At 71.5% G+C, this 23,997-nt stretch carries 23 protein-coding genes; 15 read left to right on the plus strand and 8 right to left on the minus strand.

Annotation, left to right across the window (positions count from 1 at the left end):
* Positions 1 to 72: 72 nt before the first annotated feature.
* Entirely contained in the window at positions 73 to 1,584 is a 1,512-nt protein-coding gene (locus ACWD12_RS33140; protein WP_450102654.1) for an MFS transporter, read from the minus strand.
* A gap of 155 nt (positions 1,585 to 1,739) precedes the next feature.
* Here ACWD12_RS33140 and ACWD12_RS33145 point away from each other — a divergent pair, with 155 nt between their 5' ends.
* The 13 genes from ACWD12_RS33145 (at position 1,740) to ACWD12_RS33205 (ending at position 12,954) form a co-directional block, all read left to right on the plus strand.
* Positions 1,740 to 2,363: a TetR/AcrR family transcriptional regulator gene (locus tag ACWD12_RS33145; RefSeq protein ID WP_450102655.1), complete on the plus strand. Its 624-nt coding sequence runs from the start codon at positions 1,740 to 1,742 to the stop codon at positions 2,361 to 2,363.
* A 125-nt stretch (positions 2,364 to 2,488) separates the two neighbouring features.
* On the plus strand, positions 2,489 to 3,202 hold the full coding sequence (locus tag ACWD12_RS33150) for a helix-turn-helix transcriptional regulator (RefSeq protein ID WP_358348859.1): 714 nt from the start codon (positions 2,489 to 2,491) through the stop codon (positions 3,200 to 3,202).
* On the plus strand, positions 3,199 to 4,611 hold the full coding sequence (gene sufB / locus ACWD12_RS33155) for a Fe-S cluster assembly protein SufB (protein ID WP_450102656.1): 1,413 nt from the start codon (positions 3,199 to 3,201) through the stop codon (positions 4,609 to 4,611). The genes ACWD12_RS33150 and sufB overlap by 4 nt, the downstream gene beginning before the upstream one ends.
* 14 nt (positions 4,612 to 4,625) lie before the next feature.
* The gene (gene sufD, locus ACWD12_RS33160) at positions 4,626 to 5,846 is read left to right on the plus strand and encodes a Fe-S cluster assembly protein SufD (RefSeq protein ID WP_358348756.1); all 1,221 of its coding nucleotides are present in this window, start codon (positions 4,626 to 4,628) and stop codon (positions 5,844 to 5,846) included.
* Positions 5,846 to 6,163, plus strand: coding sequence for a non-heme iron oxygenase ferredoxin subunit (locus tag ACWD12_RS33165; protein WP_358348759.1), 318 nt, complete (start codon positions 5,846 to 5,848; stop codon positions 6,161 to 6,163). Before sufD ends, ACWD12_RS33165 begins: the two co-directional genes overlap by 1 nt.
* 6 nt (positions 6,164 to 6,169) lie before the next feature.
* Positions 6,170 to 6,934, plus strand: a complete 765-nt coding sequence (sufC, locus tag ACWD12_RS33170) for a Fe-S cluster assembly ATPase SufC (RefSeq protein ID WP_358348762.1) — start codon at positions 6,170 to 6,172, stop codon at positions 6,932 to 6,934.
* Complete coding sequence (locus tag ACWD12_RS33175; RefSeq protein WP_450102657.1) at positions 6,931 to 8,190, plus strand: cysteine desulfurase; 1,260 nt, start codon at positions 6,931 to 6,933, stop codon at positions 8,188 to 8,190. Before sufC ends, ACWD12_RS33175 begins: the two co-directional genes overlap by 4 nt.
* 42 nt (positions 8,191 to 8,232) lie before the next feature.
* Positions 8,233 to 8,688: a Fe-S cluster assembly sulfur transfer protein SufU gene (gene sufU / locus ACWD12_RS33180; RefSeq protein WP_358348768.1), complete on the plus strand. Its 456-nt coding sequence runs from the start codon at positions 8,233 to 8,235 to the stop codon at positions 8,686 to 8,688.
* A gap of 11 nt (positions 8,689 to 8,699) precedes the next feature.
* The gene (locus ACWD12_RS33185; protein ID WP_358348861.1) at positions 8,700 to 9,014 is read left to right on the plus strand and encodes a metal-sulfur cluster assembly factor; all 315 of its coding nucleotides are present in this window, start codon (positions 8,700 to 8,702) and stop codon (positions 9,012 to 9,014) included.
* 212 nt (positions 9,015 to 9,226) lie between these two features.
* Entirely contained in the window at positions 9,227 to 10,153 is a 927-nt protein-coding gene (locus tag ACWD12_RS33190; protein WP_450102658.1) for an RNA polymerase sigma-70 factor, read from the plus strand.
* Positions 10,154 to 10,211: 58 nt separating this feature from the next.
* A complete protein-coding gene (locus ACWD12_RS33195; RefSeq protein WP_450102659.1) occupies positions 10,212 to 10,988 on the plus strand; it encodes an SDR family oxidoreductase in 777 nt (258 codons plus the stop codon).
* A 48-nt stretch (positions 10,989 to 11,036) separates the two neighbouring features.
* Complete coding sequence (locus tag ACWD12_RS33200) at positions 11,037 to 11,864, plus strand: class I SAM-dependent methyltransferase (protein WP_450102660.1); 828 nt, start codon at positions 11,037 to 11,039, stop codon at positions 11,862 to 11,864.
* A 211-nt stretch (positions 11,865 to 12,075) separates the two neighbouring features.
* The gene (locus ACWD12_RS33205) at positions 12,076 to 12,954 is read left to right on the plus strand and encodes an aminoglycoside N(3)-acetyltransferase (RefSeq protein ID WP_450102661.1); all 879 of its coding nucleotides are present in this window, start codon (positions 12,076 to 12,078) and stop codon (positions 12,952 to 12,954) included.
* On the opposite strand, the gene ACWD12_RS33210 is transcribed toward ACWD12_RS33205, so the two are convergent.
* Complete coding sequence (locus tag ACWD12_RS33210) at positions 12,923 to 14,542, minus strand: type IV secretory system conjugative DNA transfer family protein (RefSeq protein WP_358348781.1); 1,620 nt, start codon at positions 14,540 to 14,542, stop codon at positions 12,923 to 12,925. The genes ACWD12_RS33205 and ACWD12_RS33210 overlap by 32 nt on opposite strands.
* Positions 14,543 to 14,741: 199 nt before the next feature.
* Positions 14,742 to 16,568, minus strand: coding sequence for an ABC transporter ATP-binding protein (locus tag ACWD12_RS33215; protein ID WP_450102662.1), 1,827 nt, complete (start codon positions 16,566 to 16,568; stop codon positions 14,742 to 14,744).
* 88 nt (positions 16,569 to 16,656) lie between these two features.
* Here ACWD12_RS33215 and ACWD12_RS33220 point away from each other — a divergent pair, with 88 nt between their 5' ends.
* On the plus strand, positions 16,657 to 17,259 hold the full coding sequence (locus tag ACWD12_RS33220; RefSeq protein ID WP_450102663.1) for a TetR/AcrR family transcriptional regulator: 603 nt from the start codon (positions 16,657 to 16,659) through the stop codon (positions 17,257 to 17,259).
* Between the two features lie 620 nt (positions 17,260 to 17,879).
* Here ACWD12_RS33220 and ACWD12_RS33225 read toward each other — a convergent pair.
* The gene (locus ACWD12_RS33225; protein ID WP_450102664.1) at positions 17,880 to 18,404 is read right to left on the minus strand and encodes a hypothetical protein; all 525 of its coding nucleotides are present in this window, start codon (positions 18,402 to 18,404) and stop codon (positions 17,880 to 17,882) included.
* A gap of 350 nt (positions 18,405 to 18,754) precedes the next feature.
* Between ACWD12_RS33225 and ACWD12_RS33230 the strand changes: the two genes are divergently transcribed.
* Positions 18,755 to 20,359, plus strand: coding sequence for a hypothetical protein (locus ACWD12_RS33230; RefSeq protein WP_450102665.1), 1,605 nt, complete (start codon positions 18,755 to 18,757; stop codon positions 20,357 to 20,359).
* 42 nt (positions 20,360 to 20,401) lie between these two features.
* On the opposite strand, the gene ACWD12_RS33235 is transcribed toward ACWD12_RS33230, so the two are convergent.
* From ACWD12_RS33235 to ACWD12_RS33250, 4 genes are all read right to left on the minus strand, one after another.
* Complete coding sequence (locus ACWD12_RS33235; RefSeq protein WP_450102666.1) at positions 20,402 to 21,271, minus strand: AraC family transcriptional regulator; 870 nt, start codon at positions 21,269 to 21,271, stop codon at positions 20,402 to 20,404.
* A 94-nt stretch (positions 21,272 to 21,365) separates the two neighbouring features.
* Positions 21,366 to 21,935, minus strand: a complete 570-nt coding sequence (locus tag ACWD12_RS33240; protein WP_358348796.1) for a suppressor of fused domain protein — start codon at positions 21,933 to 21,935, stop codon at positions 21,366 to 21,368.
* The gene (locus ACWD12_RS33245) at positions 21,935 to 23,035 is read right to left on the minus strand and encodes a fatty acid desaturase family protein (protein ID WP_450102667.1); all 1,101 of its coding nucleotides are present in this window, start codon (positions 23,033 to 23,035) and stop codon (positions 21,935 to 21,937) included. Before ACWD12_RS33245 ends, ACWD12_RS33240 begins: the two co-directional genes overlap by 1 nt.
* Positions 23,036 to 23,357: 322 nt before the next feature.
* Positions 23,358 to 23,735 carry a VOC family protein gene (locus ACWD12_RS33250; RefSeq protein WP_450102668.1) on the minus strand — a complete coding sequence of 126 codons (378 nt, stop codon included), beginning with the start codon at positions 23,733 to 23,735 and terminating at the stop codon, positions 23,358 to 23,360.
* Between the last annotated feature and the right edge of the window lie 262 nt (positions 23,736 to 23,997).

A 23,997-nucleotide genomic window follows, 5' to 3' on the forward strand; every position in this document is an offset into this window, starting at 1 on the left:
CAGTCTAGGTAGGCCCGGGTGCGGCCCCGGTACACGGTCGCCCATGGGCCGCGCCGGGGTCCGCACGGCGGCTCAGCCCCGGGCGTGGACCTTGCCGGGGGCCTTGTCCGGGTCGTCGCCCGGGTTCTTGCCCTTGCGGAACAGGGGCAGGGCGGCGACGGCGGCCAGAGCGGCGCAGACCGCGGCGGCCGTGAACGCGGCGGCGACGCCGTGGGTGAGGACATGCTCGGGGGTCGCGCCCGGGGCCGCGTCGCGCGTCGCGTGGCCGAAGACCGTCACCCACAGGGCGAGCCCGACGGTGCCGGCCAGCCACTGGGTGGTCTGGAGCAGGCCGGAGGCGGCGCCGGACTCGTGGGCCGCGACGCCGGTCATGCCGTAGGTGGTCAGTGGTGACATCGCCGCGCCGGCGCCGATGCCGATGAGGAGCAAGGCGGGCAGCACGGCGGTCGGGTAGGCGTCGGACTCGCCGATCCTCGACAGCAGGGTCAGTCCGGACGCGCCGAGTGCGGCGCCGACCGCGGCGGGCCAGGCCGTCCCGACCCGGCGGACCAGCCACGGGGACAGCCTGGCCATGGTGAACTGCCCGATCATCAGCGGGAGGAAGGCGAAGCCGGCCTTGACGGGGCTGTAGTCGCGTGCCTCCTGGAAGTACTGGCCGAGGAAGAAGAGGACGCTGAACATCGCGGCTGCGTAGAGGGCGACGGGCGGCAGGACGCGGGCCAGGGTGCCGCGTACCGCGAGCCGCAGCGGTGTGATCGGCTGGGCGGCGCGGCGTTCGACCAGGACGAACGCGGGCAGCAGGACGGCGGCGGCGACCAGTGCGGCGACGGTGCGCGTGTCGCTCCAGCCGGTGTCCCCCGCCCTGATGCAGGCGTACACGAGTGCGGCGACGCCGACCGTGCCGGTGAGGGCGCCCGCGAGGTCGAACTTCGGGCGGTCCGCGGCGGCTTCGGGCCGTTGCGGCTCGCGTACGACCCGCCGGGCGAGCACCATCAGGGCCGCGCCGAGCGGTACGTTGACGAGGAAGACCCAGCGCCACGAGGCGAGTTCGGTGAGCACGCCGCCGAGTACGAGGCCCACCGAGGCGCCGCCGCCGAGGACCGCCGAGTACCAGGAGATCGCGCGGGCGCGGGCCGGCCCCTCGAACGTGCTGACGATGAGGGCCATCGTGCTGGGCCCGACGAGCGCGCCGCCGACGCCCTGCAGGACGCGTGCGGCGATCAGCCACCATGCCCACGGCGCGAGGCCGGCCAGGAGAGAGGCTGCGGTGAAGAGTCCGACGCCGGCGACGAACATGCGGAGCCGGCCGTACGTGTCGCCGAGTCGGCCGCCGAGCAGCAGCAGTCCGCCGAAGGCGAGCGTGTAGGCGTTGAGGGCCCACGAGGACGCGGTCGGGGACAGGTCGAGGGCCGCCCGCATGTCGGGCAGCGCGAGGTTGACGACGGTGACGTCGATGCCGATGAGCAGCATCGAGCCGGTGATCACCGCGAGGGCGAGCCCTGGCCGCTGCCCCGGGGGCGGGGTGGTGCCGCCGCCCGGCGGTGCCGCGGCGGCTCGGGTGGAAGCAGATGGGGAAGCGGGCATGGGGTACCCCCGGATCGCGGACAGGCGGAAGGAAGCGCAAAATAGGAGACCAAGGAGTCTCTTATCTGGGTTCACCTTAGGAGACTGCTCGGTCTCTTACAAGCCTCCGGCGATACTGGGGGCGGAGTTGAGGGATTCGAGAGAGGTGACCCGAGGTGACAGCCCGCACCGACGAGCCGTCCCCCGCCGCGGGACCGCCCACCCGCAGGCGCGGACGCGCCCTCGAACAGGCCATCTTCCAGGCGGTGTTCGACGAACTGCGCAGAGTCGGGTACGCGGGGCTCTCGATGGACGGCGTCGCCGCCGCGGCGCGCACCGGCAAGGCCCCGCTCTACCGGCGCTGGCCCGACCGGGACGCCTTGCTCGTCGACGCCCTGCGCGACCGACTCCCCTGCGCCGACGACATCGAACTCGTCGGCGAACTGCGCGCCGACCTGCTCGCCGTACTGCGCTTCATGCGCGCCGCCTGCGAGCTCACAAAGGACCCGGCACTCCAGACCGCCAAGACCGAGTCCAAGGAGACGCACGCCATGATGCGCGAGCGCGTCTCGGTGCCGACCCGCCGCATGCTGCTGGAGATCCTGCGCGACGCCGAGGCGCGCGGCGACATCCGCGAGGGGGCCGCGACACCGCTGACGGCACGCGTGGGACCGGCGATGGTGACGTACCAAAACCTGACCGCGCCCGGCGATCTGACCGAGGGCTTCGTGGTCGAGCTGGTCGACGACGTCCTGCTGCCCATGCTCAGGCCTCGGGACACTCCGGCCGATCGCGCGTGAAAGGTCATGTACTTTGCGTTATCCCCCCAGCTCAGAGGCTCGTTAGGCAGCCCTAAGTGATCGACCGCACGCGGGGCGGATTCGCCTTCGGGAACCATTAACGCAACAATGGCGTTGTGAAATACATGCGCGAGGACACGGGAGGTCCGGGGCGGCACGCCGCCCAGGGCCCGACCGCGCCCGAGAACGACGCGCATGCCGGCACCCGCAACAAGGTCGCCCGGTCGATCCTCGAGCACGGTCCGTCCACCGCGGCGGATCTCGCCGAGCGGCTCGACCTGACCGCCGCGGCCGTGCGCCGACACCTCGACGCGCTGCTCGCGGAAGGTGTCGTGGAGGCCCGGCAGCAGCGGGTGTACGGTCACCGCGGGCGAGGCCGCCCCGCCAAGGTGTTCGCGCTCACGGACACCGGCCGCGGATCGTTCCACCAGGAGTACGACGTCCTGGCCGCCGACGCCCTGCACTTCCTCTCGGAAGTCGCGGGCGAGGACGCGGTCATGGCGTTCGCCCGCACCCGGGTCGCCGCACTCGAGACCAAGTACCTACCGGTCGTCGAGAGCGCGCCCGAGGGCAAACGGGCCGAGGCGCTGGCAGAGGCGCTGTCCGCCGACGGATACGCCGCGAACGCGCGGCAGACCCCCGGCGGAGAGCAGCTTTGCCAGCACCACTGCCCGGTGGCGCACGTCGCCGAGCGGTTCCCGCAGCTGTGCGAGGCCGAGGCAGAGGTGTTCGCACGCCTCCTCGGCACCCACGTCCAGCGGCTGGCAACGCTCGCACACGGCGACGGCGTCTGCACCACGCACGTACCGAAGAACGTCACCGGGAGGAACCCCGCATGACCACCGAAGCTCGCCCCGAGCTTGAGGGACTGGGCACGTACGAGTACGGCTGGGCCGACACGGACGTGGCCGGTGCCAACGCGCGCCGCGGCCTGTCCGAAGAGGTCGTCCGGGACATCTCGGCGAAGAAGAACGAGCCCGAGTGGATGCTCAAGCTCCGCCTCAAGGGCCTGCGTCTCTTCGGCAAGAAGCCGATGCCGACCTGGGGCTCGGACCTGTCCGGGATCGACTTCGACAACATCAAGTACTTCGTGCGCTCCACGGAGAAGCAGGCCGCCTCGTGGGAGGACCTGCCCGACGACATCAAGAACACGTACGACAGGCTCGGCATCCCCGAGGCGGAGAAGCAGCGCCTCGTCGCCGGTGTCGCGGCGCAGTACGAGTCCGAGGTCGTCTACCACCAGATCCGCGAGGACCTGGAGGAGCAGGGTGTCATCTTCATGGACACCGACACCGGCCTGCGCGAGCACCCGGAGATCTTCCAGGAGTACTTCGGCTCGGTGATCCCGGTCGGCGACAACAAGTTCGCCGCGCTGAACACCGCCGTGTGGTCGGGCGGCTCGTTCATCTACGTGCCGAAGGGCGTGCACGTCGAGATCCCGCTGCAGGCCTACTTCCGGATCAACACCGAGAACATGGGCCAGTTCGAGCGGACGCTGATCATCGCGGACGAGGACTCGTACGTGCACTACGTCGAGGGCTGCACCGCGCCGATCTACTCGTCGGACTCGCTGCACTCCGCGGTCGTCGAGATCATCGTCAAGAAGAACGCGCGCGTGCGGTACACGACCATCCAGAACTGGTCGAACAACGTCTACAACCTGGTCACCAAGCGTGCCGTCGCCCACGAGGGCGCCACCATGGAGTGGATCGACGGCAACATCGGCTCCAAGGTGACCATGAAGTACCCGGCCGTCTGGCTGCTCGGCGAGCACGCCAAGGGCGAGACGCTGTCGATCGCCTTCGCGGGCGAGGGGCAGCACCAGGACGCGGGTTCGAAGATGGTGCACTGCGCGCCGAACACGTCCTCGAACATCGTGTCCAAGTCGGTCGCGCGCGGCGGCGGGCGCACGTCGTACCGCGGCCTGGTCCAGATCGAGGACGGCGCGAAGGGCTCGACCTCGTCGGTCAAGTGCGACGCGCTGCTGGTCGACACCATCTCGCGGTCCGACACGTACCCGTACGTGGACGTGCGTGAGGACGACGTGTCGATGGGCCACGAGGCGACCGTCTCCAAGGTCTCCGAGGACCAGCTGTTCTACCTCATGAGCCGCGGCATGACCGAGGACGAGGCCATGGCCATGATCGTGCGCGGGTTCGTCGAGCCCATCGCGCGCGAGCTGCCCATGGAGTACGCCCTCGAGCTGAACCGCCTGATCGAGCTGCAGATGGAAGGGGCTGTGGGCTAGGCCCGCAAATACCTATGGCAAGCGCTAACAACTCCGGTAGCACCACGGCCGGTTCCATCGCCGTGCGCGAGGCCGGGGCCCCCGACGAGCTCGCGGGTCCCGGCACCGGGCGCATGGTCAGCCAGCCGGCCGACGCCCGCCAGGTCGCGGTCGCGTCGTACGACGTGCACGACTTCGGCGTGCCCACCGGCCGCGAGGAGGACTGGCGGTTCACCCCGCTGGACCGGCTGCGCGGGCTGCACGACGGCACCTTCGGCACCGTCGGCGAGCTGTCCGTCGAGGTCGAGGCCCCGAGCGGGGTGGTCGTGGAGACGGTGGGCCGCGACGACGCGCGCCTCGGCAAGGCGGGCGCGCCCGTCGACCGGGTGGCGGCACAGGCCTACTCGTCGTTCGAGAAGGCCACCGTGGTCACCTTCCCGCGCGAGCTCGCGCCGGGCGAGCCGGTGGTCGTGCGTACGCGCGGCGCCGGCACCACCGGCTTCGGCCACCTGACGGTCGTCGTCGAGGCGTTCGCCGAAGCCGTGCTGGTGCTCGACCACGCGGGCAAGGCGTCGTACGCCGACAACGTCGAGTACCTGGTCGCCGACGGCGCCCGCCTCACCGTCATCTCGGTGCAGGACTGGGACGCCGGCTCGGTGCACCTGGCCCACCACGTCGCGCGCCTCGGCCGCGATGCGACGTTCAAGTCGGTCGCGGTCACGCTCGGCGGCGACGTCGTCCGCCTGTTCCCGCGCGTCGTCTACGACGCACCGGGCGGCGACGCGGCGCTGTACGGCCTGTACTTCGCCGACTCCGGCCAGCACCTGGAGCACCGCCTGTTCGTCGACCACGACGTGCCGCGCTGCCGCAGCCTGGTGACGTACAAGGGTGCGCTGCAAGGCGTCGACGCCCGCACCGTGTGGATCGGCGACGTGCTGATCCGCGCCGCGGCCGAGGGCACCGACACGTACGAGCTGAACCGCAACCTGCTGCTCACCGAGGGCGCGCGCGCCGACTCGGTCCCCAACCTGGAGATCGAGACCGGCGAGATCGCCGGTGCCGGCCACGCGAGCGCCACCGGCCGCTTCGACGACGAGCAGTTGTTCTACCTCCAGTCGCGCGGCATCCCCGCCGACGAGGCCCGCCGCCTGGTGGTGCGCGGCTTCTTCGCCGAGGTGCTCGCCCAGATCGGCATCCCCGCGCTCCAGGAGCAGCTGATGCTGCGTATCGAGGCGGAGCTGGAGGCGAGCGTCTGATGGCGTACGAACGCGCCTGCGCCGAGGCCGAGTTGGCGGAGGACACTCCGCTGCGCGTCGTCCTGGGCGATGTCCCGGTGACGCTGGTGCGCACCGAAGGCGAGGTGTACGCGATCAACGACGTGTGCAGCCACGCCAACGTGTCGCTGTCCGAGGGCGAGGTCGAGGACTGCGCGATCGAGTGCTGGCTGCACGGCTCGCGCTTCGACCTGCGCACCGGCCGCCCCTCCGGCCCCCCGGCGAACCAGCCGGTGCCCGTCTACCCCGTGAAGATCGAGGCCGACGCGATCTACGTCGACCTGAACCAGGAGTCCTGAGTCCGTATGGCAACGCTTGAGATCCGCGACCTGCACGTCAGCGTGGAGGCCGAGAACGGCCCCCGCGAGATCCTGCGCGGCGTCGACCTGACCGTGAAGCAGGGCGAGACCCACGCCATCATGGGCCCGAACGGCTCCGGCAAGTCGACGCTGGCGTACTCGATCGCCGGGCACCCGAAGTACACCGTCACCGGCGGCACCGTGACGCTCGACGGCGAGGACGTATTGTCCATGTCGGTCGACGAGCGGGCCCGCGCGGGGCTGTTCCTCGCGATGCAGTACCCGGTCGAGGTGGCCGGCGTGTCCGTCTCCAACTTCCTGCGCACGGCCGCGACCGCGGTGCGCGGCGAGGCCCCCAAGCTGCGGCTGTGGGTCAAGGAGGTCAAGGAGGCCATGGAGCGCCTCCACATGGACCCGTCGTTCGCCGAGCGCAACGTCAACGAGGGCTTCTCCGGCGGCGAGAAGAAGCGCCACGAGATCCTCCAGCTCGAACTGCTCAAGCCGAAGATCGCGGTGCTCGACGAGACCGACTCGGGTCTGGACGTCGACGCGCTGCGGGTCGTGTCGGAGGGTGTCAACCGGGTGCGCGAGACCGGGGAGATCGGCACGCTGCTGATCACCCACTACACGCGCATCCTGCGCTACATCAAGCCCGACCACGTGCACGTGTTCGCGGGCGGCCGCATCGTCGAGTCCGGCGGTCCGGAGCTGGCGGACAAGCTCGAAGCGGAAGGCTACGAGTCGTACGCCGGAGCCAAGGAGACCGCATGACAACCACCCTTCAGGGGCTCCTGGACACCGAGACCATCCGCAAGGACTTCCCGATCCTGTCGCGCGTGCTGCACGGCGACAAGCCGCTGGTCTACCTCGACAACGCCGCGACCTCGCAGAAGCCCAAGCAGGTCCTCGACGCGCTGAACGCCTACTACGAGCTGCACAACGCCAACGTGCACCGCGGCGTCCACGTGCTCGCCGAGGAGGCCACGGCGCTGTACGAGGGCGCGCGCGACAAGGTCGCCGCCTTCATCAACGCGCCGTCGCGCGACGAGGTCGTCTTCACGAAGAACTCCTCCGAGGCGCTGAACCTCGTGGCGAACATGCTGACCTGGGCGGACGAGCCGTTCCGCGTCGGCCCGGGCGCCGAGGTCGTCATCACCGAGATGGAGCACCACTCGAACATCGTGCCGTGGCAGCTGCTCTGCCAGCGCACGGGTGCCACGCTCAAGTGGTTCGGCCTGACCGACGACGGCCGCCTGGACCTGTCGAACATCGACGAGGTCATCACCGAGAGCACCAAGGTCGTCTCGGTGGTGCACACGTCGAACATCCTCGGCACGGTCAACCCGCTGGACGCGATCGTGCGGCGTGCGCACGACGTCGGCGCCCTCGTGGTGGTCGACGCGTCGCAGGCCGCGCCGCACGTACCGCTGGACGTGCAGGCGCTGGAGGCGGACTTCGTCGCCTTCACCGGGCACAAGATGCTCGCCCCGACGGGCATCGGCGTGCTGTGGGGCCGGCTGGGCCTGCTGGAGGAGCTGCCGCCGTTCCTGGGTGGCGGCGAGATGATCGAGACCGTGACGATGAGCGCGTCGACGTACGCGCCCGCGCCGCACAAGTTCGAGGCCGGCACCCCGCCGATCGCGCAGGCGGTCGGACTCGGTGCGGCGATCGACTACCTCGACGCGCTGGGCATGGACAACATCGCGGCGCACGAGCACGCGCTCACGTCGTACGCGATCGACGCGCTCAACGGGGTCGAGGGCCTGGAGATCATCGGCCCGAAGACCGCGGAGATGCGCGGCGCGGCGATCTCCTTCCAGTTCGGCGACCTGCACCCGCACGACGTGGGCCAGGTGCTGGACGAGCAGGGCATCGCGGTCCGGGTGGGCCACCACTGCGCGCGGCCGGTGTGCCTGCGGTACGGCGTCCCGGCGACCACGCGCGCCTCGTTCTACCTCTACTCGACACCCGCCGAGGTCGACGCCCTGGTGGCCGGCCTGGAACACGTGCGCCGCTTTTTCGGCTGAACGTGACGGCTTGAGAAGCGTAGGCAGGGAGCGAAGCGGGCGATGAAACTCGACTCGATGTACCAGGAGATCATCCTGGACCACTACCGCAACCCCCACCACAAGGGGCTGCGGGACCCGTTCGACACCGAGGTGCACCACGTCAACCCGACGTGCGGCGACGAGGTGACGCTGCGGGTCAAGCTGGAGGGCACCGGCGAGGACGCCAAGGTGGTCGACGTGTCGTACGAGGGCCAGGGCTGTTCCATCAGCCAGGCCAGCGCGTCGGTCATGACCGACCTCGTCATCGGCCGCACGGTCGCGGACGCCCTCGCGGTGCAGGAGGAGTTCCTGCGCCTGATGCAGTCCAAGGGCCAGGCGGAGCCGGACGAGGACGTGCTCGAGGACGCCGTGGCGTTCGTCGGCGTCTCGAAGTTCCCGGCGCGCGTCAAGTGCGCACTGCTCGGCTGGATGGCCTGGCGCGATGCGACCACTCAGGTGATGGAGGGTCAGAAGTGAGCGACACCAAGATGAGCCCCGCAAGCGCGGACGAGGTCACCGAGGCGCTGTACGACGTCGTCGACCCCGAACTCGGCATCAACGTCGTCGACCTCGGCCTCGTCTACGGCGTCACCGTCGACGACGCGAACATCGCGACCGTCGACATGACCCTGACGTCGGCCGCCTGCCCCCTCACGGACGTCATCGAGGACCAGGCGAAGACCGCCACCGAGAACCTGGTGAGCGACCTGCGCATCAACTGGGTCTGGATGCCGCCGTGGGGCCCGGACAAGATCACCGACGACGGCCGCGAACAACTCCGCGCGCTGGGCTTCAACGTCTGAGCACTCCCCTTCCGCACGGCTTACGAGGGTGGCACCGACAACCGGTGCCACCCTCCCCCACATCCCGACCTTTTCCGGCTCCCCTCGGAACGCAGCTCGGGGTCGGCGGCTTGTTCCCGCTCCTCTCGTCTGTCCACGCAACCGTGTTCCTGTCGGGCGCGCCCCTCGGCGACGCTGAGGTCTCCGTTCGCGGCGGTGGGTACGGTGGCGGGGTGAGTGGCGATGTTGTGGTGGATCCGGTGGCCGAGTTCGAGGCCGAGCGGGGGCGGCTGTTCGGGATCGCGTACCGGATGCTGGGGTCGGCGTCGGAGGCGGAGGACGCCGTGCAGGACGCGTACCTGCGCTGGCACGGCGCCGATCGGGAGCACATCGAGGCGCCGGGCGCGTGGCTCGCCAAGGTGCTCACCAACCTGTGCCTGAACCGCCTGACGTCCGCGCGGGTGCGGCGCGAGGAGTACGTCGGGCCGTGGCTGCCCGAGCCGGTGCGTACCGACGCCGGCGCGCTGGGCCCGTTGGAGACGGCCGAGCAGCGGGACGCGGTGTCGATGGCGATGCTCGTGATGCTGGAGCGGTTGTCGCCGCCCGAGCGGGCGGTCGTGGTGCTGCGTGACGCGTTCGAGTACTCGCACCGGGAGATCGCCGAGGTGCTGGACTGGTCGGAGGCCAACACCAGGCAGACGTACCGTCGGGCGAAGCGGCACCTGGCCGACGGGCGGCCGCGCTTCGAGGCGTCCGCGGCGGTGCGCACCGATCTGCTGACGCGCTTCCTGGCCGCGGCGGCCGAGGGTTCGCTCGACCAGTTGGAGTCGCTGCTCGCGCACGACGTGACGGTGTGGTCGGACGGCGGCGGCAAGGTGTCGGCGAGTACCCGCCCGGTGTCGGGGCGCGACAAGGTCGCCCGGTTCCTGCTGGGTCTGGTGCAGCGCTTCGGGTCCGACATGGTGTTCGGGTTCGTCGAGGTCAACGGGGAGATCGCGCTGCTGGCGTGGGAGTCCGGGGTGCTGACGACGGCCGCGACGTTCGCGTTCGGCGCGGAGGGCATCGCCGAGCTGCGGATGGTGCGGAATCCGGACAAGCTGAAATTCCTGGAAGCCCAGTCGCGGGAGTTGTCACAGAACGCGGGGCCGTCCGGTTCCTAGCTGACGAGGGCGACGCCGCGGCGTGCGGCGGCCTCGGAGCAGAGGGGTTCCGATTCCGATGACGACAAACGTGATCATGGTGACGGGCGCGACCGGTGTGCTGGGCCGCCAGGTGCTGGAGCGGCTGCGCCGCACCGGGCTGCCGGTCCGTGCGATGACCCGCAGGACGACGCTGCCCGACGACCCGGGCGTGCGCTGGGTGACCGCCGATCTCACCACCGGCGAGGGCCTGGACGCGGCGCTGGAGGGGGTCACGACGGTCATCCACTGCGCGTCCGACACCCGGCGGCCGAAGAACGACGTGCCCGGCTGGCGGCACCTGCTGGACGCCGCGAAGCGGGCGGGGGTCGGGCACATCGTGAACATCTCGATCGTCGGCGTCGACCGGATCCCGTACTTCTACTACAAGATCAAGTTCGAGGGTGAGCGGCTGCTGGAGGAGTCCGGCGTCCCGTGGACCAACCTGCGGGCCACCCAGTTCCCCGACCTGTTGAACAAGGCGTTCCGTGTGCTGTCCAAGCTGCCGGTCGTGCCGGTGCCGTCCAAGACCGCCTGCCAGCCCGTCGACCAGGGCGAAGTGGCGGACCGCCTGGTCGAGTTGGCGCAGGGCGAGCCCGCCGGCCAGGCGACCGAGATCGGCGGGCCGAAGGTCTACGACGCCCCCGAACTCGCACGCACCTGGCTGGCGGCCGCGGGCAAGCGGCGGTTCGTCCTCAAGGTGCGCATCCCGGGGAAGGCCGGCGCCGCCTTCCGCGCCGGGTACCTGACCACCCCGCGGCACGCAACCGGCGTGCACACCTGGGAGCAGTACCTCGCCGACGAAGTCCGCCGCTGAGGCGTGGTCCGAGGGGAGGCGGGGCGAACTCGGGCGTAGGGTGCCGGTATGGCTGGCGGATCCGGGTTTCAGGTTTCAGGTGACGCGGCGGTGCGCTACGAGCGCCATGTCGCGCCGATCATGGCGCCGTTCGTCGGCGCCCTGGTCGACGCGGTACGGCCCGCGCCCGGCGAGGCGGTGCTCGATCTGGGGTGCGGCACCGGTTTCGTGGCGAGGGAGGCCGCGCGCCGGGTCGGGGCCGAGGGGCGGGTCACGGGCGTGGACCTGAATCCCGGGATGCTGGCCGTCGCCGCCGAGCAGGCGCCCGAGACGCCCGAAGCACCCGGGGCGCCGGAGGTGGTGTGGGCACAGGCCGCCGCCGAGGCTCTGCCCTTCGGCGACGACGAGTTCGACGTCGTGCTCTGCCAGCAGAGCGCGCAGTTCTTCGCCGACCTGGACGCGGCGCTGGCGCAGGCGGCCCGCGTCACCCGGCCGGGCGGCCGGTTCGGAGCGACGGTGTGGGCATCTCTCGAAGGGTCGCCGTTCTTCGTCGCGCAACGCCTGGCCATCGAGGCGATCGGGGGTGCGGAGGCGGCGCGTTCGTTCGACACGGCGTTCCGCTGCCCGGCGCGCGTGCTCGTCTCCGCGGTACGCCGCGCCGGGTTCGTCGCCCTGGACTCGCGCGACGTGACGGCGAACGTACGCCTGCCGCGGCTCGACTCGTTCGCGCCCCTGCAGCTCGCGGCGCTGCCGTGGGGCCGGGTCGTCGCGGAGGCCGGGCCCACCGCGCCCGCGGCCTACGCCGCGATCCTCGCCGATCTGCTCAACCCCTACGTCACCGCGGACCAGAGCGTGTTGATCCCGTTCGCGTCCACGCTGGTGACCGCGACCCGATAGCACGCGGCGAGTGTGCGGGCAACTGCCCGCGGCCGCCTGGCCGGTGCTCGCCTGTCCGTCCCACGCTGGCCATTTCGCGCGGCAGTTCGCCGGAGTGCCGGGTCGTCGCGCGCGTTCCGCTCTACGGTGGCGTCACCGACGTACAACCGTGCGTGGCCGCATTCCTCACAAGGGAGCACCATGACCGACTCCGCCGCGATCGGCCTGCCTCATGCATGAAGTCGCCCGGATCACCGAACAGTTGCACGCTCTGGGTCTGACGGAGGGCGACACCGTCCTGGTGCACAGTTCGCTGCGCCGCGTAGGGGCGGTCCAGGGCGGTGCCGAGGGCCTGCTGGACGCGCTGCGCCTGGCCGTCGGCCGTGCGCAGGGCACCGTGGTCGTACCCGCGTTCACCCCGGAGACCTCCGACACGTCCGATGTCTACCGCAAGGCGACGGCCGGGATGACCGCGGGCGAGGTCGCGGCGTACCGGGCCGCGATGGCCCCGTTCGACGCGGCGACGACCCCCGCGTCCGCCGAAGTCGGCGTGCTGGCCGAGGTGGTGCGCCGGTCCCCGGGCAGTCGGCGCAGCGCCCACCCGATGGCGTCGTTCGCGGCGCTCGGCCGACGGGCCGCAGAGACGACCGGGCACCACGATCCGACCTGCCGTTTCGGCGAACGCTCGCCGCTCGGGCGGCTGTACGAGACGCCGCAGGCCAAGATTCTGCTGCTGGGCACCGGGTTCTCCGCGTGCGTGGCGTTCCACCTCGCCACCTACCGCCTTCCCGGCCGCCGCCAGCGGATCTACCGCTGTGTCGCGGGTGGCTCGGAAGGCCGCGTCTGGTGGAGCCACAGCGATCTGGCTTTGGACAGCAGGGACTTCGCCGACATCGGCGCTGACTACTGTGCGCAGGCGGCAGCTCCGGAGGCGGCAGCCGAGCCCGCGCGTACCGGAAGCGTGGGAGCGGCGTGGGCGACGGTGGTGCCGTTCGCCGCAGCGGTCGACTTCGCGACGGCGTGGTTCCGCGGACGCGCGACGGCGCCCGCGGGCCACACACTCGGCGGCAACGGCGCGCTCAGCGCCTGTACTTCGCGATCGAGCGCTTGATCTCGTCGGCGTACGGGCCCTCTGTCCAGGGCTCGGACTTGGCCAGGATCGGGCGTTGCCCGCTCATCTGGATCAGCAGTCGTCCGCGCGGCAGGTTGGCGACGTCGGAGGGGTGCAGGATCGCCTCCTCCCTGCTGCCGCGGCTGTAGCTGCCCTTCAGCCTGGGGATCTGGTGCGAGGTCGACACGGTCCCCGGTTCGAACTTCCCGGCGGCCAGGGCGTAGTCGTCGATCGTCCTGGCCTCGGTGCCACCGCCGCCGTACACGCGGACCGAGGCGGCCCCCCACAGCTTCGCCATGCCGTCCGCGCCCCAGACGTCCACGCCCTGGGCCCAGGACTGGAGCATCGTCATGACGATGACGCCCCGCGAGCCGAAGTGCGAATAGCGGTTCGGCCAGAGTTGGAGCTGCGCGACGTTGGCGGGCTCGTCGAGCACCGCGAGCAGCGGCTTGCGCAGTCGGCCGCCGGGCATCTTGGCCGAACCGGTCTCGCCGACGACCACGACGGCGGCGGTGATGGCGCTGACCGCGGGCGAGGCGGTCTTGTCGTCGGTACGTGACATGACGTACAGGGTGTCGGTCGACTCGCGGGCGAACTGGACGAACGGGAACTCCTCGCGCCCTTCACCCGGGGTGATCCACGGGATGATGCCGGGCACGCCCAGCCACGACATGTACTGGGTCGCCGCGCCGTAGACGCCCGCCCTTTGGCTGACCGGCAGGGCGACCAGGCCCTCGAACGCGTGCACGGCGAGATGGTGCCGGTCGACGTCCCTGATGAGGTTGACCGGGGTGTCGTCGTCCGGGCGTTTGAGCCACCTCAGGATGTCGGTGATCGGGCGCCGCCCGGCGTCGGCCGCGAAGAGCATCAGCGAGATGAGCGACTGCGCGGCGGGCTCGAAGTAGGCGTCGGTGCGGTGGTGCTCCTGGCGCTGGGTGGACATGAAGAGGCCGGCGACCGTCATCGCCTCCTTCATCTCGCCCTCGATCAACTGCAGCGGGCTGAAGTACCAGTCGGGGCGTTCGCCCCAGACGTTCTGCGGGTCGTAGACCCAGGTCCTTCCTTGTCGTTCGCGGAGGGCCCGGGTGGCTTCGACGACGTGGTTCTTGCACGAGGTGACGATCACCGGTCCGGGTGCGGTGATGATGTTGGGGATGGCGCGGGACATCGTCTTGCCGGTCCCCGGCCCCGAGATCTCGACGTACATGTCCTCCCAGGTGGACCACAACTCCCGGTCACCGCGCACGGATTTGCCGAGGTAGAGGCCGGGGCTGGACAGGTGGCCGTACCCGAGGTCCCGGGCGACGCGCCGCACGCCCTCGGCCGTGTTGCGGGACATGCGCGACGGCGACTCCAAGAGGCGGGCGGCCACGTCGATGTGGCTGCGTCCGCGCGGGCGCAGGTCCCACGACACGGCGATGTCGACGGCGACCACCACGACGATGACAATCGCCGACCAGGCGGGGCGTCCGAGGCGCGCCGCGATCAGGTACGCCACCAACAACGCGACGATGTTGAGCCCGATCATGAAGACGATCAGGATGTGCGCGCCGATGTCCGGCCCGCGGCGGCGGATTGTGCTGGTCACGTGTTCCCACTCCTGTCCCCGGCTCTACCCTTCCTGGGGCACGGTCCGGGGCCGGGGCGAGTGCCCGCAACCGATACCGGTGAAGATCGCGCTGTGCGGACTTCCTTCGGCGCCGACGGGCAATTCCGAAGGAAAAGGGCGGCCGGCGGGACCACGCGTCCTCGGTCGACGCGGAGGCGGCCGTACGCTCCCGCGCGGGTCAGCCCTCGGACACCGCGGGAGCGCGGCCGGACACCGCCGCGGCGTGGCTGGGCGTCTCCCGGGACACGTCGCCGAGGGCGGTGGTGACGCGGAGGGCGGTGACCATGTCGCGGTAGAGGGTGTCGGTGGCCAGGAGTTCGCGGTGGGTTCCGGTGGCGCGCAGGCGGCCCCGCTCCAGGACCACGATGCGGTCGGCCTCGACCACGGTGGAGAGGCGGTGGGCGATGGTGACGACGGCCGCGTGCGCGGAGCGTTCGCGGATGAAGGTCTGCACGGCCGCTTCGGTGAGGCCGTCCAGCTGGGCGGTGGCCTCGTCGAGCAGCAGGATCTCCGGGTCGGCGACGAACGCGCGGGCGAGGGCGATGCGTTGGCGTTCCCCGCCGGAGACGGTGGTGTCGGCGAGCACGGTGGCGAGGCCGTCGGGGAAGGCTTTGGCGCGTTCGTCGAGGCGTACCGCGCGCAGTGCCTCCCAGAGTTCGTCGTCGCCGGCGGCGGGGCGCAGGTACCGGAGGTTGTCCGCGAGGGTGCCGGGGACGAGCGGGGTGTCCTGCTCGACGTAGGCGATGCGCCGCCGCGACTCGTGCAGCGGCCACAGGTACGCGGGCCGGCCGCCGAGGCTGAGGTGGCCGGCCTCGGGGTGCAGGAATTCGAGCATGAGGGAGAAGACCGTGGTCTTGCCCGCACCGGAGGGCCCGACGATGGCGGTGTGGCCGACGCGCGGGACGTCGAACGAGACGCCGTCGAGGGCCGGTTGGGCGTCGGGGGCGTAGCGGGCGGTCACGTCGTGGAAGGCGATCGCGGCGGCGGTGTCCGTGTGGGCGTACACCTGGGACGGTACGGCCGCCTTCGCGCGCGGATCGGGCCCTTCCAGATCCAGTTCGTTCAGCTGCGCGATGCGTGAGGCCGCGGCGATGCCGGACTGCAACTGCGTGACGACGGTGGCGAGTTCGGTCGCCGGTTCGAGGAGCTGGAAGGCGTAGAGGAGGAAGGCGATCAGGCTGGACACGGACAGCGCGCCGGACTCGACCCGGTAGGCACCGATCGCGAGGATCAGCAGGATCGCGAGCTGTACCCCGGCCATCGTGATGGTCCACACCACGGCCTCGATGCGGACCGCCCGGATGCTGTGCCGGGCCGACTCGTCGGCCTCGGCCTCGATCCGCAGCGACTCGCGCTCCTCGGCACGGGCGGACTTCACGGTGCGGATCGCACGCAGCGCGCCGTCGAGGGCCGCCCCCAGGCGCCCGACCGATTCCTGGGCCGCCGCCTGCGCCTTGGCCATGCGCGGCATGAGCACGGCGACCAGCAGCGTGACGACGGCCAGGCTGCCGACGGTGACGGCGAAGAGCACCCAGTCGAGGAAGGCCATGAGCGCGAGCGCGCCGACCAGGCCGATGGCGCCGTTGACGAGCCGGGTCAGGCTGGACGCCGCGGCTTCGCGGATGAGCACGGTGTCGGACGTGACGCGCGTGACCAGCTCGCCGCTGGAGCGGCCGGTGAGGTCGCCGAGGCGCAGCCGCAGCAGGCGCCGGACCATCGAGGAGCGGGCGTTGCGGACGACCTGCTCGCCCATGCTCCCGAGCATGATCCATTGGAACGACTGCACGGCCGAGCCGACGACCAGCAGGCCGGCGAGCACGGCCACGGCCGGGGCGATCGAGCGGGACTCGTCGAGTGCGTCCAGGACCCACTTGGTGGCCATCGGGCTCGCGAGGGTGGTCGCGGTGACGAAGAGCCCGAGGACCAGCCCGAGGACGAGTGTGCGTCGGTGGGGCCGGACGAAGGACCACAGGATGCGCAGATTCGGCACGACGACCCTCTCCATGAAACGCCAGTGCAACTTTTTGAGACACTAGAGTCCCATTTTTAGATGCGCAAGTCCTTTTTCGGGTACTGGCTGCTATGTTGCGGTCGTGAGCACCACCTCAGCCGAGTCCGGGGCACGCGGCCGTACGCGCCGCGCGATCGTCAGCGCCGCCGCCACCCTCCTCGCGCGCGACCGCAGGGCCACGCTGGCCGAGATCGCCCAGGCCGCCGAAGTCGGACGCAGCACCCTGCACCGCTACTTCGCGGACCGCGACGAGCTGGTGCGCGCCGCCGTCGAGGACTCGCTCGCCCTGATCGAGCAGGCCGTGCTGGACGCCGCCGTCGACGAGGGGCCGTGCGTCGACGCGATGCGGCGGCTGGTCACCGGGCTCGTCGCGACGGGAGACCGCCTGCTCTTCGCGTTCGGCGACCTGAGCGTGCTCGAAGAGCTGCCGGACTACGACGACCGCACCGAGCGCATGGTGACGGACCTGATCGAACGCGGCCAGGCGGAAGGCGTGTTCGATCCCGAGGTCTCGGCGGGATGGATCATGGCCACGGTGTGGGCGATGGTGTACACCGGCGCGGAGGCGGCGCAGCAGGGCAGGGTCCCGCCGCACGGCGTCGCCGCACACGTCATCCGCACCCTGGAGGGCGGCATTCGGCGACCCGACGCGGGTACGCCCGCCACCCGATGGACACGCCCCTGAAGGCCCCGCTGCGTACGAGCGCCAGCCGCTGAGATCGCCGGCGGCAACAAGGCCCGCAAGCCGGCGTGGATCATCCCGGACGCTCTCACGCGGCGCTCCCCCACGATCCTCACGTTCGGCGCCCTCGGCACCAACCACGGCCTGGCGACGGCGCGTTACGCGATGGCGCGCTACGCGATCGCCAACGGCCTGCCCGGCGCGCCAGACCTCGCCGTCCCCGTCGACGACCACGTGGGCGCGCAGTTGCCACGCCTGGAGGAGTCCGGGGCGACGATCCACCGGACGCACATCGCTCGCCGCACGTACGCACTCCCCCCGTGGCTGACCCTGCGTCACGGGGCCTTCGCGCGAACGGCGCGGGAGCCGGCCGTGGAAACGGGAATGCGGCGAGGACGAGTTCACCGCAGGTGGCGCCTTTTCGGCGCATCCTGAGGGCAGGGTCCTCGCCGCATCCCCGTACCGGAGGCGGCGGCCGCGCGTGCCGCACGCCGCCAAGTCACGCGCGGGCCACCGGCCTCCGGGCCACAGTGCGTCCGGACTTGCTCAGTGTCCGGACTGCTCGGTCTCCGAACGGCTCGGTGTCCGGACTACTCGACGTCCCGACTACTCGGACGTCCCGACTAGTCGGCGTCCGGCCCGGACTCGCGGACCTGCTGCACCTTTTCGAGGGACTCACGCAGTTCGGTGAGCCATGTGTCGGTGTTGCGCTGCACGAGGCGTACGCACCAAGCCAGTGCCTCACTCCGGCTGCGGGCCACACCACCCGCGATGAGCGTGTCGAGGACCTGGCGCTCCGGCTGGCGCAGCCGCGTCATGACCGGCACGGACACGTGCGTGTAGAGCGCGCGGCGGTCGCCGCACACGACGCCCCAGGACACCTTGCGCCCGAACTTCCGCTCAGCCTCCCGCGCGACCTTGATGCGGTCGTCGCGCGTACGCTCCCGGAACTCCGAGATCTTGCCCTCGGCCGCGCCCTCGCGTGCGGCGTCCGACGCGTCCTCGGCCAACTCCGGCTCGGCTATGCGGCCGACGACGGTGATCTCCTCGCGGTCGACCGTCACCTCGACCAGTTCGACGAACAGACCCTCGGGGAGCCGTCCGGCGAACCAGCCCCTGACCTTCTCCTGCTGCTCGCTTGTAATCATGTAATCGAGATTACGTCGGGTCTGGGAGGCCGCCAACAACGTCCGCCCACGGCGTAACCGGCCAGGCACGGGAGCCGGCGTCGCATGCCACCTCCGGCCGTCACGATGCGCGACCGGAAGTTCACCGAGGCGTCCGATCCCCGCCTTTCCTCCCGCCGCCTTCCTCTCCCGGGTGAACTCGCTGGCTTGATCCCCTCCTTGGTCACTCCGCCACCACCGGTCGCGCGGTAGCGTCGCCCCGACAGTGGGCGAGCCGTGGGGTGGGGTGGGGACGCGTGCTCTTCAGATGGCGGCGCCGGCATGAGCGCCACCTTGCCGCGTACCGGCTCCGGATCGAGGAAGAAGCGGCCGTGGCGAGCAAGGCGCTCGCCATACGGAACTCCTATCTGGCGCCCTACCAGCGAGATTCGGCCGAACCGGAGCCTGACCTTCCGTCAGAACAGGTGCCCTCCCGGGCGGTTGCCGACGCCGTACGCCGGGACGAGCGCGAACGCGCGGCGATGCTCGCCGACCGGGCCCGGCAGCTCAGCCGGGCGGGGCGGCATGTCGAGGCGTCCGCCCCGGCCCGCGCCGCGGTGCGCGTGCTGGGCGAACTCGCCGAACAGGACCCGGCCGAGCACTCCCCCGCACTGATCGACGCGCTGCGGGCGCTCGCCGCAGTGCTCGCCGGCGGCGGCCAGTACGGCGACGCCGTCAAGGTCGCGAACAACGCGGCGTCGCGCGCCCGCCGCCTCGCCGCCCTCGACGTGCACCGCCACCGCCCGCTGCTCGCCGCGACGTTGCGCGACCTCGGCGCGCGGCTCGGCGACGCCGGGGAGTCGGACCGCGCGCTCGCCGTGCTGCACGAGTGCGTAGAGGCGTACCGGACGCTCGCCGCCCGCTCGCCCGAGGAGCACCGCCCCGGACTGGCCGACGCCCTCGACGAGTTCGCCGGGCGCCTGGCCGCCACCGGGCTGGTCGAGGAGGCACTCGCGCTGTTCGACGAGGCCGCACACCTGCTGACGCTCGCCGACGCCGACGTGCTCGCCCAAGTGACGACACGTCAGGCGAACCTGTTGGCACGCGTCGGCCGCGTCGACGAGGCGATAGAAAGGGCGAGTTCGGCGGTACGCCTGAGACGGGCCCGCACCGAGAACGGTCCCACCTCCGGCGACGACGCCCTCGCCTCCGCCTTGCAGAGTTTCGGCCTGCTGCTCAGCGGCGCCGCGCGCCACGACGACGCGGTCGAGGCGCTGGAGGAAGCGGTCTCGCTCCGGGCCCGGCGCGTCCGCGTCGACCCGGCCATCGCCCGGCGCCCCGAAGTCGCCGTCACCTACGCGGTCTACGGCCTGGTGCTGATCTCGGCCGACCGGCCCGCCGACGCGGTGCCGCCGCTTGCCGCCGCCCTCGGCGTCGGAACGGCACTGAACCTCCCGCAGGTCGTGGACATGGCCACCGACGCCCTCGTGCGCGCGCACGCCGCCGAGCCGGTCGCCGTACGCTCGCGCTGGCGCGCGGCCACGGGCGAGGACGCCCCGGCGTGGATCACCGGCTCGGGCCCGCGTACCGCGGCCGTTCAGCCGCCGCCCCCGCCGACCCCGACCCCGCCGCCACCACCGGCTCCGGCACCGCGGACCGCGGCGCCGGCCGCCGCTCCCCCGGTGGCACCCGCCGCACCGACACCTCCGCCCGTCCCCAGGCCGCCCGCACCGCCTCGTGTGCCCGCCTCCGCGGCCGGCCCGTCGCCCGGCAAGTCCCGCGGCGAGGCAGCTCCGACGCAAGCGGCACCCCAGGCCGCGGCACCACGCGCAGAATCGCCGGCCGAGCAGCAGGCGGAGCCGCAGCCGCCCTCCCCGGTGCCGCCGCAGCCCCGCCGGTCCGGCCGTCTCACCGCCGACCGCCTGACCCCCGAACGCCCGAAGCGCCGCCCCATCCCCTCCCCCGCCGCCCGTCCGCCCTCGGACGTCGACGTATAGGGCGCCCGGTTCGCCAGGCCGCGGAGCGGCTCCGGGTCCGCGCTACTCGGCGGCCGTCCGCTCCACCGGGATCCACAACTCCGCGTCCGCATAAGCCCCGTCGTCGGAAAGTCGGGTGCTGACGATCTCCGGCCCCGGACGGCTGCGGTACGGATTGGACGGGAACCACTGCGTGAACACGTCCCGCCACAGGTACTGCAGCGTCTCCGGGAACGGCCCCGAGTGCGCGAACACCGCCCAGGTGCCCGCCTCCACCGGCAGCGCGTCGAGGCCGTCCGGGACCGCCGCCCCGGTCACGACCCCGTGGTAGTAGTCGAGTTCGGTGCCTTCGGCCCGGGAGTCCGCCAGGTCGTCGCTCACGTTGACGAGACCGCGCGGCTCCTGGTCCGACAGCTCCTCGATGCGCCGCACCTCGGCGGGGTCGAGCCCGCGCATGAACTCGACGATCGCCGGGTTCATGCCCTCGTGCACCAGGGGCACCCGGGCCTTTCGGCCCACGAGGTTTAACGCGTCCTTCTCCACCAGCCGGTACCGCATGCTGCCGCTCCCTTCGATCACCAGGTGGAAGGAAAGGCGCTGCTGTGACCGCAGGACCGCACCGGTGCCCCGTGCCTCGGCGGGCCCCACGCCGTGCACGGCCCGGAAGGCGCGGGCGAAGGCCTCGCCCGAGCCGTACCCGTACCGCACCGCCACGTCGAGCAACGTCCGTTCCCGCGCCAGGACTTCGGCGGCCGCGACGGTCAGCCGGCGGCGCCGGACGTACTCCGACAGCGGCATCCCGGCCAGCGCGGAGAACATCCGCCGGAAGTGGTACTCCGTCGTCGCCGCGACACGCGCGAGCTCGCGTACGTCGATGTCCCCCGCGAGGTTCCGCTCGATGTGGTCCATCGCCTGATTGAGCCGGTCCAGCACGCCGCGCTCCTTCCCTCTTACGTCCCCACGCTAGGAAGGACCGGCCACCCGCCACCCGACATCCCGTGCCCGTTCCTGTCGGGGCGTCCGGCCGTCACACCGCCGGCGGGCGCGACACGTCGTAGGTGTCCCACTCGCCCTGCCAGAACGGGTCGAGCCCGCGCTCGTCGATGAACCGGCGTTCGATGTCGTGCACGGGGTACAGGGCCTGGATCGTCACCAGGTCCTCGCGCCCCGGCTCCCCGATGTCCACGCCCACCGCGTCGTCGCGCTCCACGACGGTCGACGCGAAGACGAAGAACGCCGTCATCTCGGTGTCCGGCGCGATCCGCCGGCCGAAGTCGATGGTGTTGCCGTACCCGAACGGGCACACCCCGCGCAGTTGCTCGCCCAGCAGCCCGAGCGCGCGCGGCCACGCCGTGTCGAGCGACCGCACGCACAGCGACAGTTCGGCGGACCCGCCCACCCACTCGGGATGGTCGGCGAGCGAGACGCCGTACGTGAACGCCGTGGCCAGCCCGTCCTCCGGGAGGTCCGGGTACCACAGCACGGTGACCGGCAGCAGGTCCGGTCGCGTCGAGTCGACGCGGAAGACGACCGGGTCGTCCTCACCGGTCAGTAGATCGAGGTGGGCCGAGTACCGGTGCGCGCGACCATCTGCCATCACCCCATCCTGCCGCCCCCACGGCCGCGACGGTGTGCGGCGCGCAGCGGGGCGCCGACGGCGTGCATGTGGGCGAGGGCCTGACGGTACGACTCGACCAGACCGGTCTCGGCGTACGCGACACCCAGCCGCGCGCAGTGCGCCCGGACGATCGGCCGCGCCTTGCGCAGGTTCCCGCGCGGCATGCTCGGCACGAGATGGTGCTCGATCTGGTAGTTCAGCCCGCCGAGCATCCAGTCGGTGATCGGCCCGCCGCGCACGTTGCGCGAGGTGAGCACCTGGCGGCGCAGGTGGTCCCACGGCACGCCCGGTTCCGGCATCGGCATGCCCTTGTGGTTCGGGGCGAAGACCGCGCCCAGGTGCAGCCCGAACAGGGCGTGGTGGACCAGCACGAAGACCAGGGCCTTGGCGGGCGACATCGCGACCAACAGCAGGGACGCGTACGCCGCGAAGTGCAGCGCCATCAGCGAGCCCTCGACGAGGCGTTCGCGCCGGGTCCGGTTGCGCAGGTCGACGACGCCGTTGACCTTGAGGTTGAGTCCTTCGAGGAGCAGCAGCGGGAAGAACAGCCGGGCCTGGTGGCGGGTCAACCAGCCCGCGAGGCCCCGGCGTCCGCCGGTCTGGTCGGCGTCCCACACCAGGACACCCACCGCGACGTCCGGGTCCTTGTCGCGGTGGTTCGGGTTGGCATGGTGTTTGTTGTGCTTGGCGTTCCACCACCCGGCGCTCATGCCGTTCATGAGGTTGCCGTGCAGCAGCGACATCGCCCGGTGGGTGCGGTGGCTGCCGCCGATCTGGCGGTGCCCGGCGTCGTGGCCGACGAAGGTGGCCCGGGCCGAGAACAGCGCGACCGGGACCGCGAGCAGCAGTTGCCACCACGTGTTTCCGAGCCACAGCACGGCGGCCCAGGTGGCGGCGAACAGGAGCAGGTTCACGGTGATGACGCGGAGGTAGTAGCCGGGCCGCCGGTCCATCAGCCGCGCGGCCTTCAGGTCGGCGAGCAGCGGCGCGAAGTCGCTCGCGGCGCGCTCGGATCGCGGGGCCGGCGGCGTACGCGGGGGCGGAGGTCGGTCGGCGGTCTGAACGGTGGCAGCAGGCATGGACGTCCCTGGGATCGGCGTGGTGGGAGGCGGCTTCGGCACGGCTTCCGAGCACGGCTTCGGAGCACGGCTTCGGAGCACGGCTTCGGAGCACGGCTTCAAAGCGCGCTGGAAGGACTTGCGAGGACTTCGGAGGGGCTTCGGAGGGGCTTCGGAGGGGCTTCGCGGATGGCTTCCGGTGGACCGGCCCTCGGCGTGGTCGTGGTTCCACACTAGGCAGCCGCCGGGGACGGGGCGATCCTGCTGGCCCCCCAATCCCGATGGCCCCCGCCCCCCCGGGAAACCGGGGGTCGGGGGCCATGGACGCGGCCGGGGTCCTGTGTTACGCGTACGGGCGCGTGATGATCTCCATGGCGTGGCCCGCCGGGTCGAAGAAGTACAGGCCGCGTCCGCCGTGGTGGTGGTTGATCTCCCCCGCGCTCTGCAGCCGGGGGTCCGCGTAGTACGTGAGCCCGCGCTCGCGGATCCGCGCGAACGCCGCGTCGAAGACCTCGTCCGAGACGAGGAACGCGTAGTGCTGTGTGGTGATCGACTCCGCCGGAACGGTCGCGAAGTCCAGCGTGACCCCGTTCGCGGTGTCGAGGGGGACGAACACCCCGGTTTCCGGCCCGACTTCCAAGCCCAGGATCCCGGCCAGGAATTCGGCCGACTCCCGCTTGTCCAGGGCGTGCACGATCGTGTGGTTCAACTCGACTGACATGGGTGGCATGCCTCCGCAAGGCACTCCCAGCACCTCCATGCCTCACCCGGACGGTGACCGGCACGCGATGCTGCGTTGTCGATCGTACGCACCCGGCGCGCGATGGCAACCACCTCCCGCGTCCCGCCCGCGCGATCCGGGCCGTCGGCCGGCGGGGGTCGACCGGCGGCGAAGCTCCTATAGGTCGTCAAGCGGTCTGTGGGAGCTGTGTGGGGGTGTGTGTGAGTCGGGGCAGGTGTTTGTAGATCTCGCGGGCGACGAA

The organism is Streptodolium elevatio (assembly GCF_053592165.1).

What these genes read in the sequence shown, in the direction of transcription:
- ACWD12_RS33140 (WP_450102654.1), bottom strand. Translation starts at nt 1,584, where the DNA reads ATGCCCGCTTCCCCATCTGCTTCCACCCGAGCCGCCGCGGCACCGCCG.
- ACWD12_RS33150 (WP_358348859.1), top strand. Translation starts at nt 2,489, where the DNA reads ATGCGCGAGGACACGGGAGGTCCGGGGCGGCACGCCGCCCAGGGCCCG.
- sufB (WP_450102656.1), top strand. Translation starts at nt 3,199, where the DNA reads ATGACCACCGAAGCTCGCCCCGAGCTTGAGGGACTGGGCACGTACGAG.
- sufD (WP_358348756.1), top strand. Translation starts at nt 4,626, where the DNA reads ATGGCAAGCGCTAACAACTCCGGTAGCACCACGGCCGGTTCCATCGCC.
- ACWD12_RS33165 (WP_358348759.1), top strand. Translation starts at nt 5,846, where the DNA reads ATGGCGTACGAACGCGCCTGCGCCGAGGCCGAGTTGGCGGAGGACACT.
- sufC (WP_358348762.1), top strand. Translation starts at nt 6,170, where the DNA reads ATGGCAACGCTTGAGATCCGCGACCTGCACGTCAGCGTGGAGGCCGAG.
- ACWD12_RS33175 (WP_450102657.1), top strand. Translation starts at nt 6,931, where the DNA reads ATGACAACCACCCTTCAGGGGCTCCTGGACACCGAGACCATCCGCAAG.
- sufU (WP_358348768.1), top strand. Translation starts at nt 8,233, where the DNA reads ATGAAACTCGACTCGATGTACCAGGAGATCATCCTGGACCACTACCGC.
- ACWD12_RS33185 (WP_358348861.1), top strand. Translation starts at nt 8,700, where the DNA reads ATGAGCCCCGCAAGCGCGGACGAGGTCACCGAGGCGCTGTACGACGTC.
- ACWD12_RS33195 (WP_450102659.1), top strand. Translation starts at nt 10,212, where the DNA reads ATGACGACAAACGTGATCATGGTGACGGGCGCGACCGGTGTGCTGGGC.
- ACWD12_RS33200 (WP_450102660.1), top strand. Translation starts at nt 11,037, where the DNA reads ATGGCTGGCGGATCCGGGTTTCAGGTTTCAGGTGACGCGGCGGTGCGC.
- ACWD12_RS33205 (WP_450102661.1), top strand. Translation starts at nt 12,076, where the DNA reads ATGCATGAAGTCGCCCGGATCACCGAACAGTTGCACGCTCTGGGTCTG.
- ACWD12_RS33215 (WP_450102662.1), bottom strand. Translation starts at nt 16,568, where the DNA reads ATGGAGAGGGTCGTCGTGCCGAATCTGCGCATCCTGTGGTCCTTCGTC.
- ACWD12_RS33225 (WP_450102664.1), bottom strand. Translation starts at nt 18,404, where the DNA reads ATGATTACAAGCGAGCAGCAGGAGAAGGTCAGGGGCTGGTTCGCCGGA.
- ACWD12_RS33240 (WP_358348796.1), bottom strand. Translation starts at nt 21,935, where the DNA reads ATGGCAGATGGTCGCGCGCACCGGTACTCGGCCCACCTCGATCTACTG.
- ACWD12_RS33245 (WP_450102667.1), bottom strand. Translation starts at nt 23,035, where the DNA reads ATGCCTGCTGCCACCGTTCAGACCGCCGACCGACCTCCGCCCCCGCGT.
- ACWD12_RS33250 (WP_450102668.1), bottom strand. Translation starts at nt 23,735, where the DNA reads ATGTCAGTCGAGTTGAACCACACGATCGTGCACGCCCTGGACAAGCGG.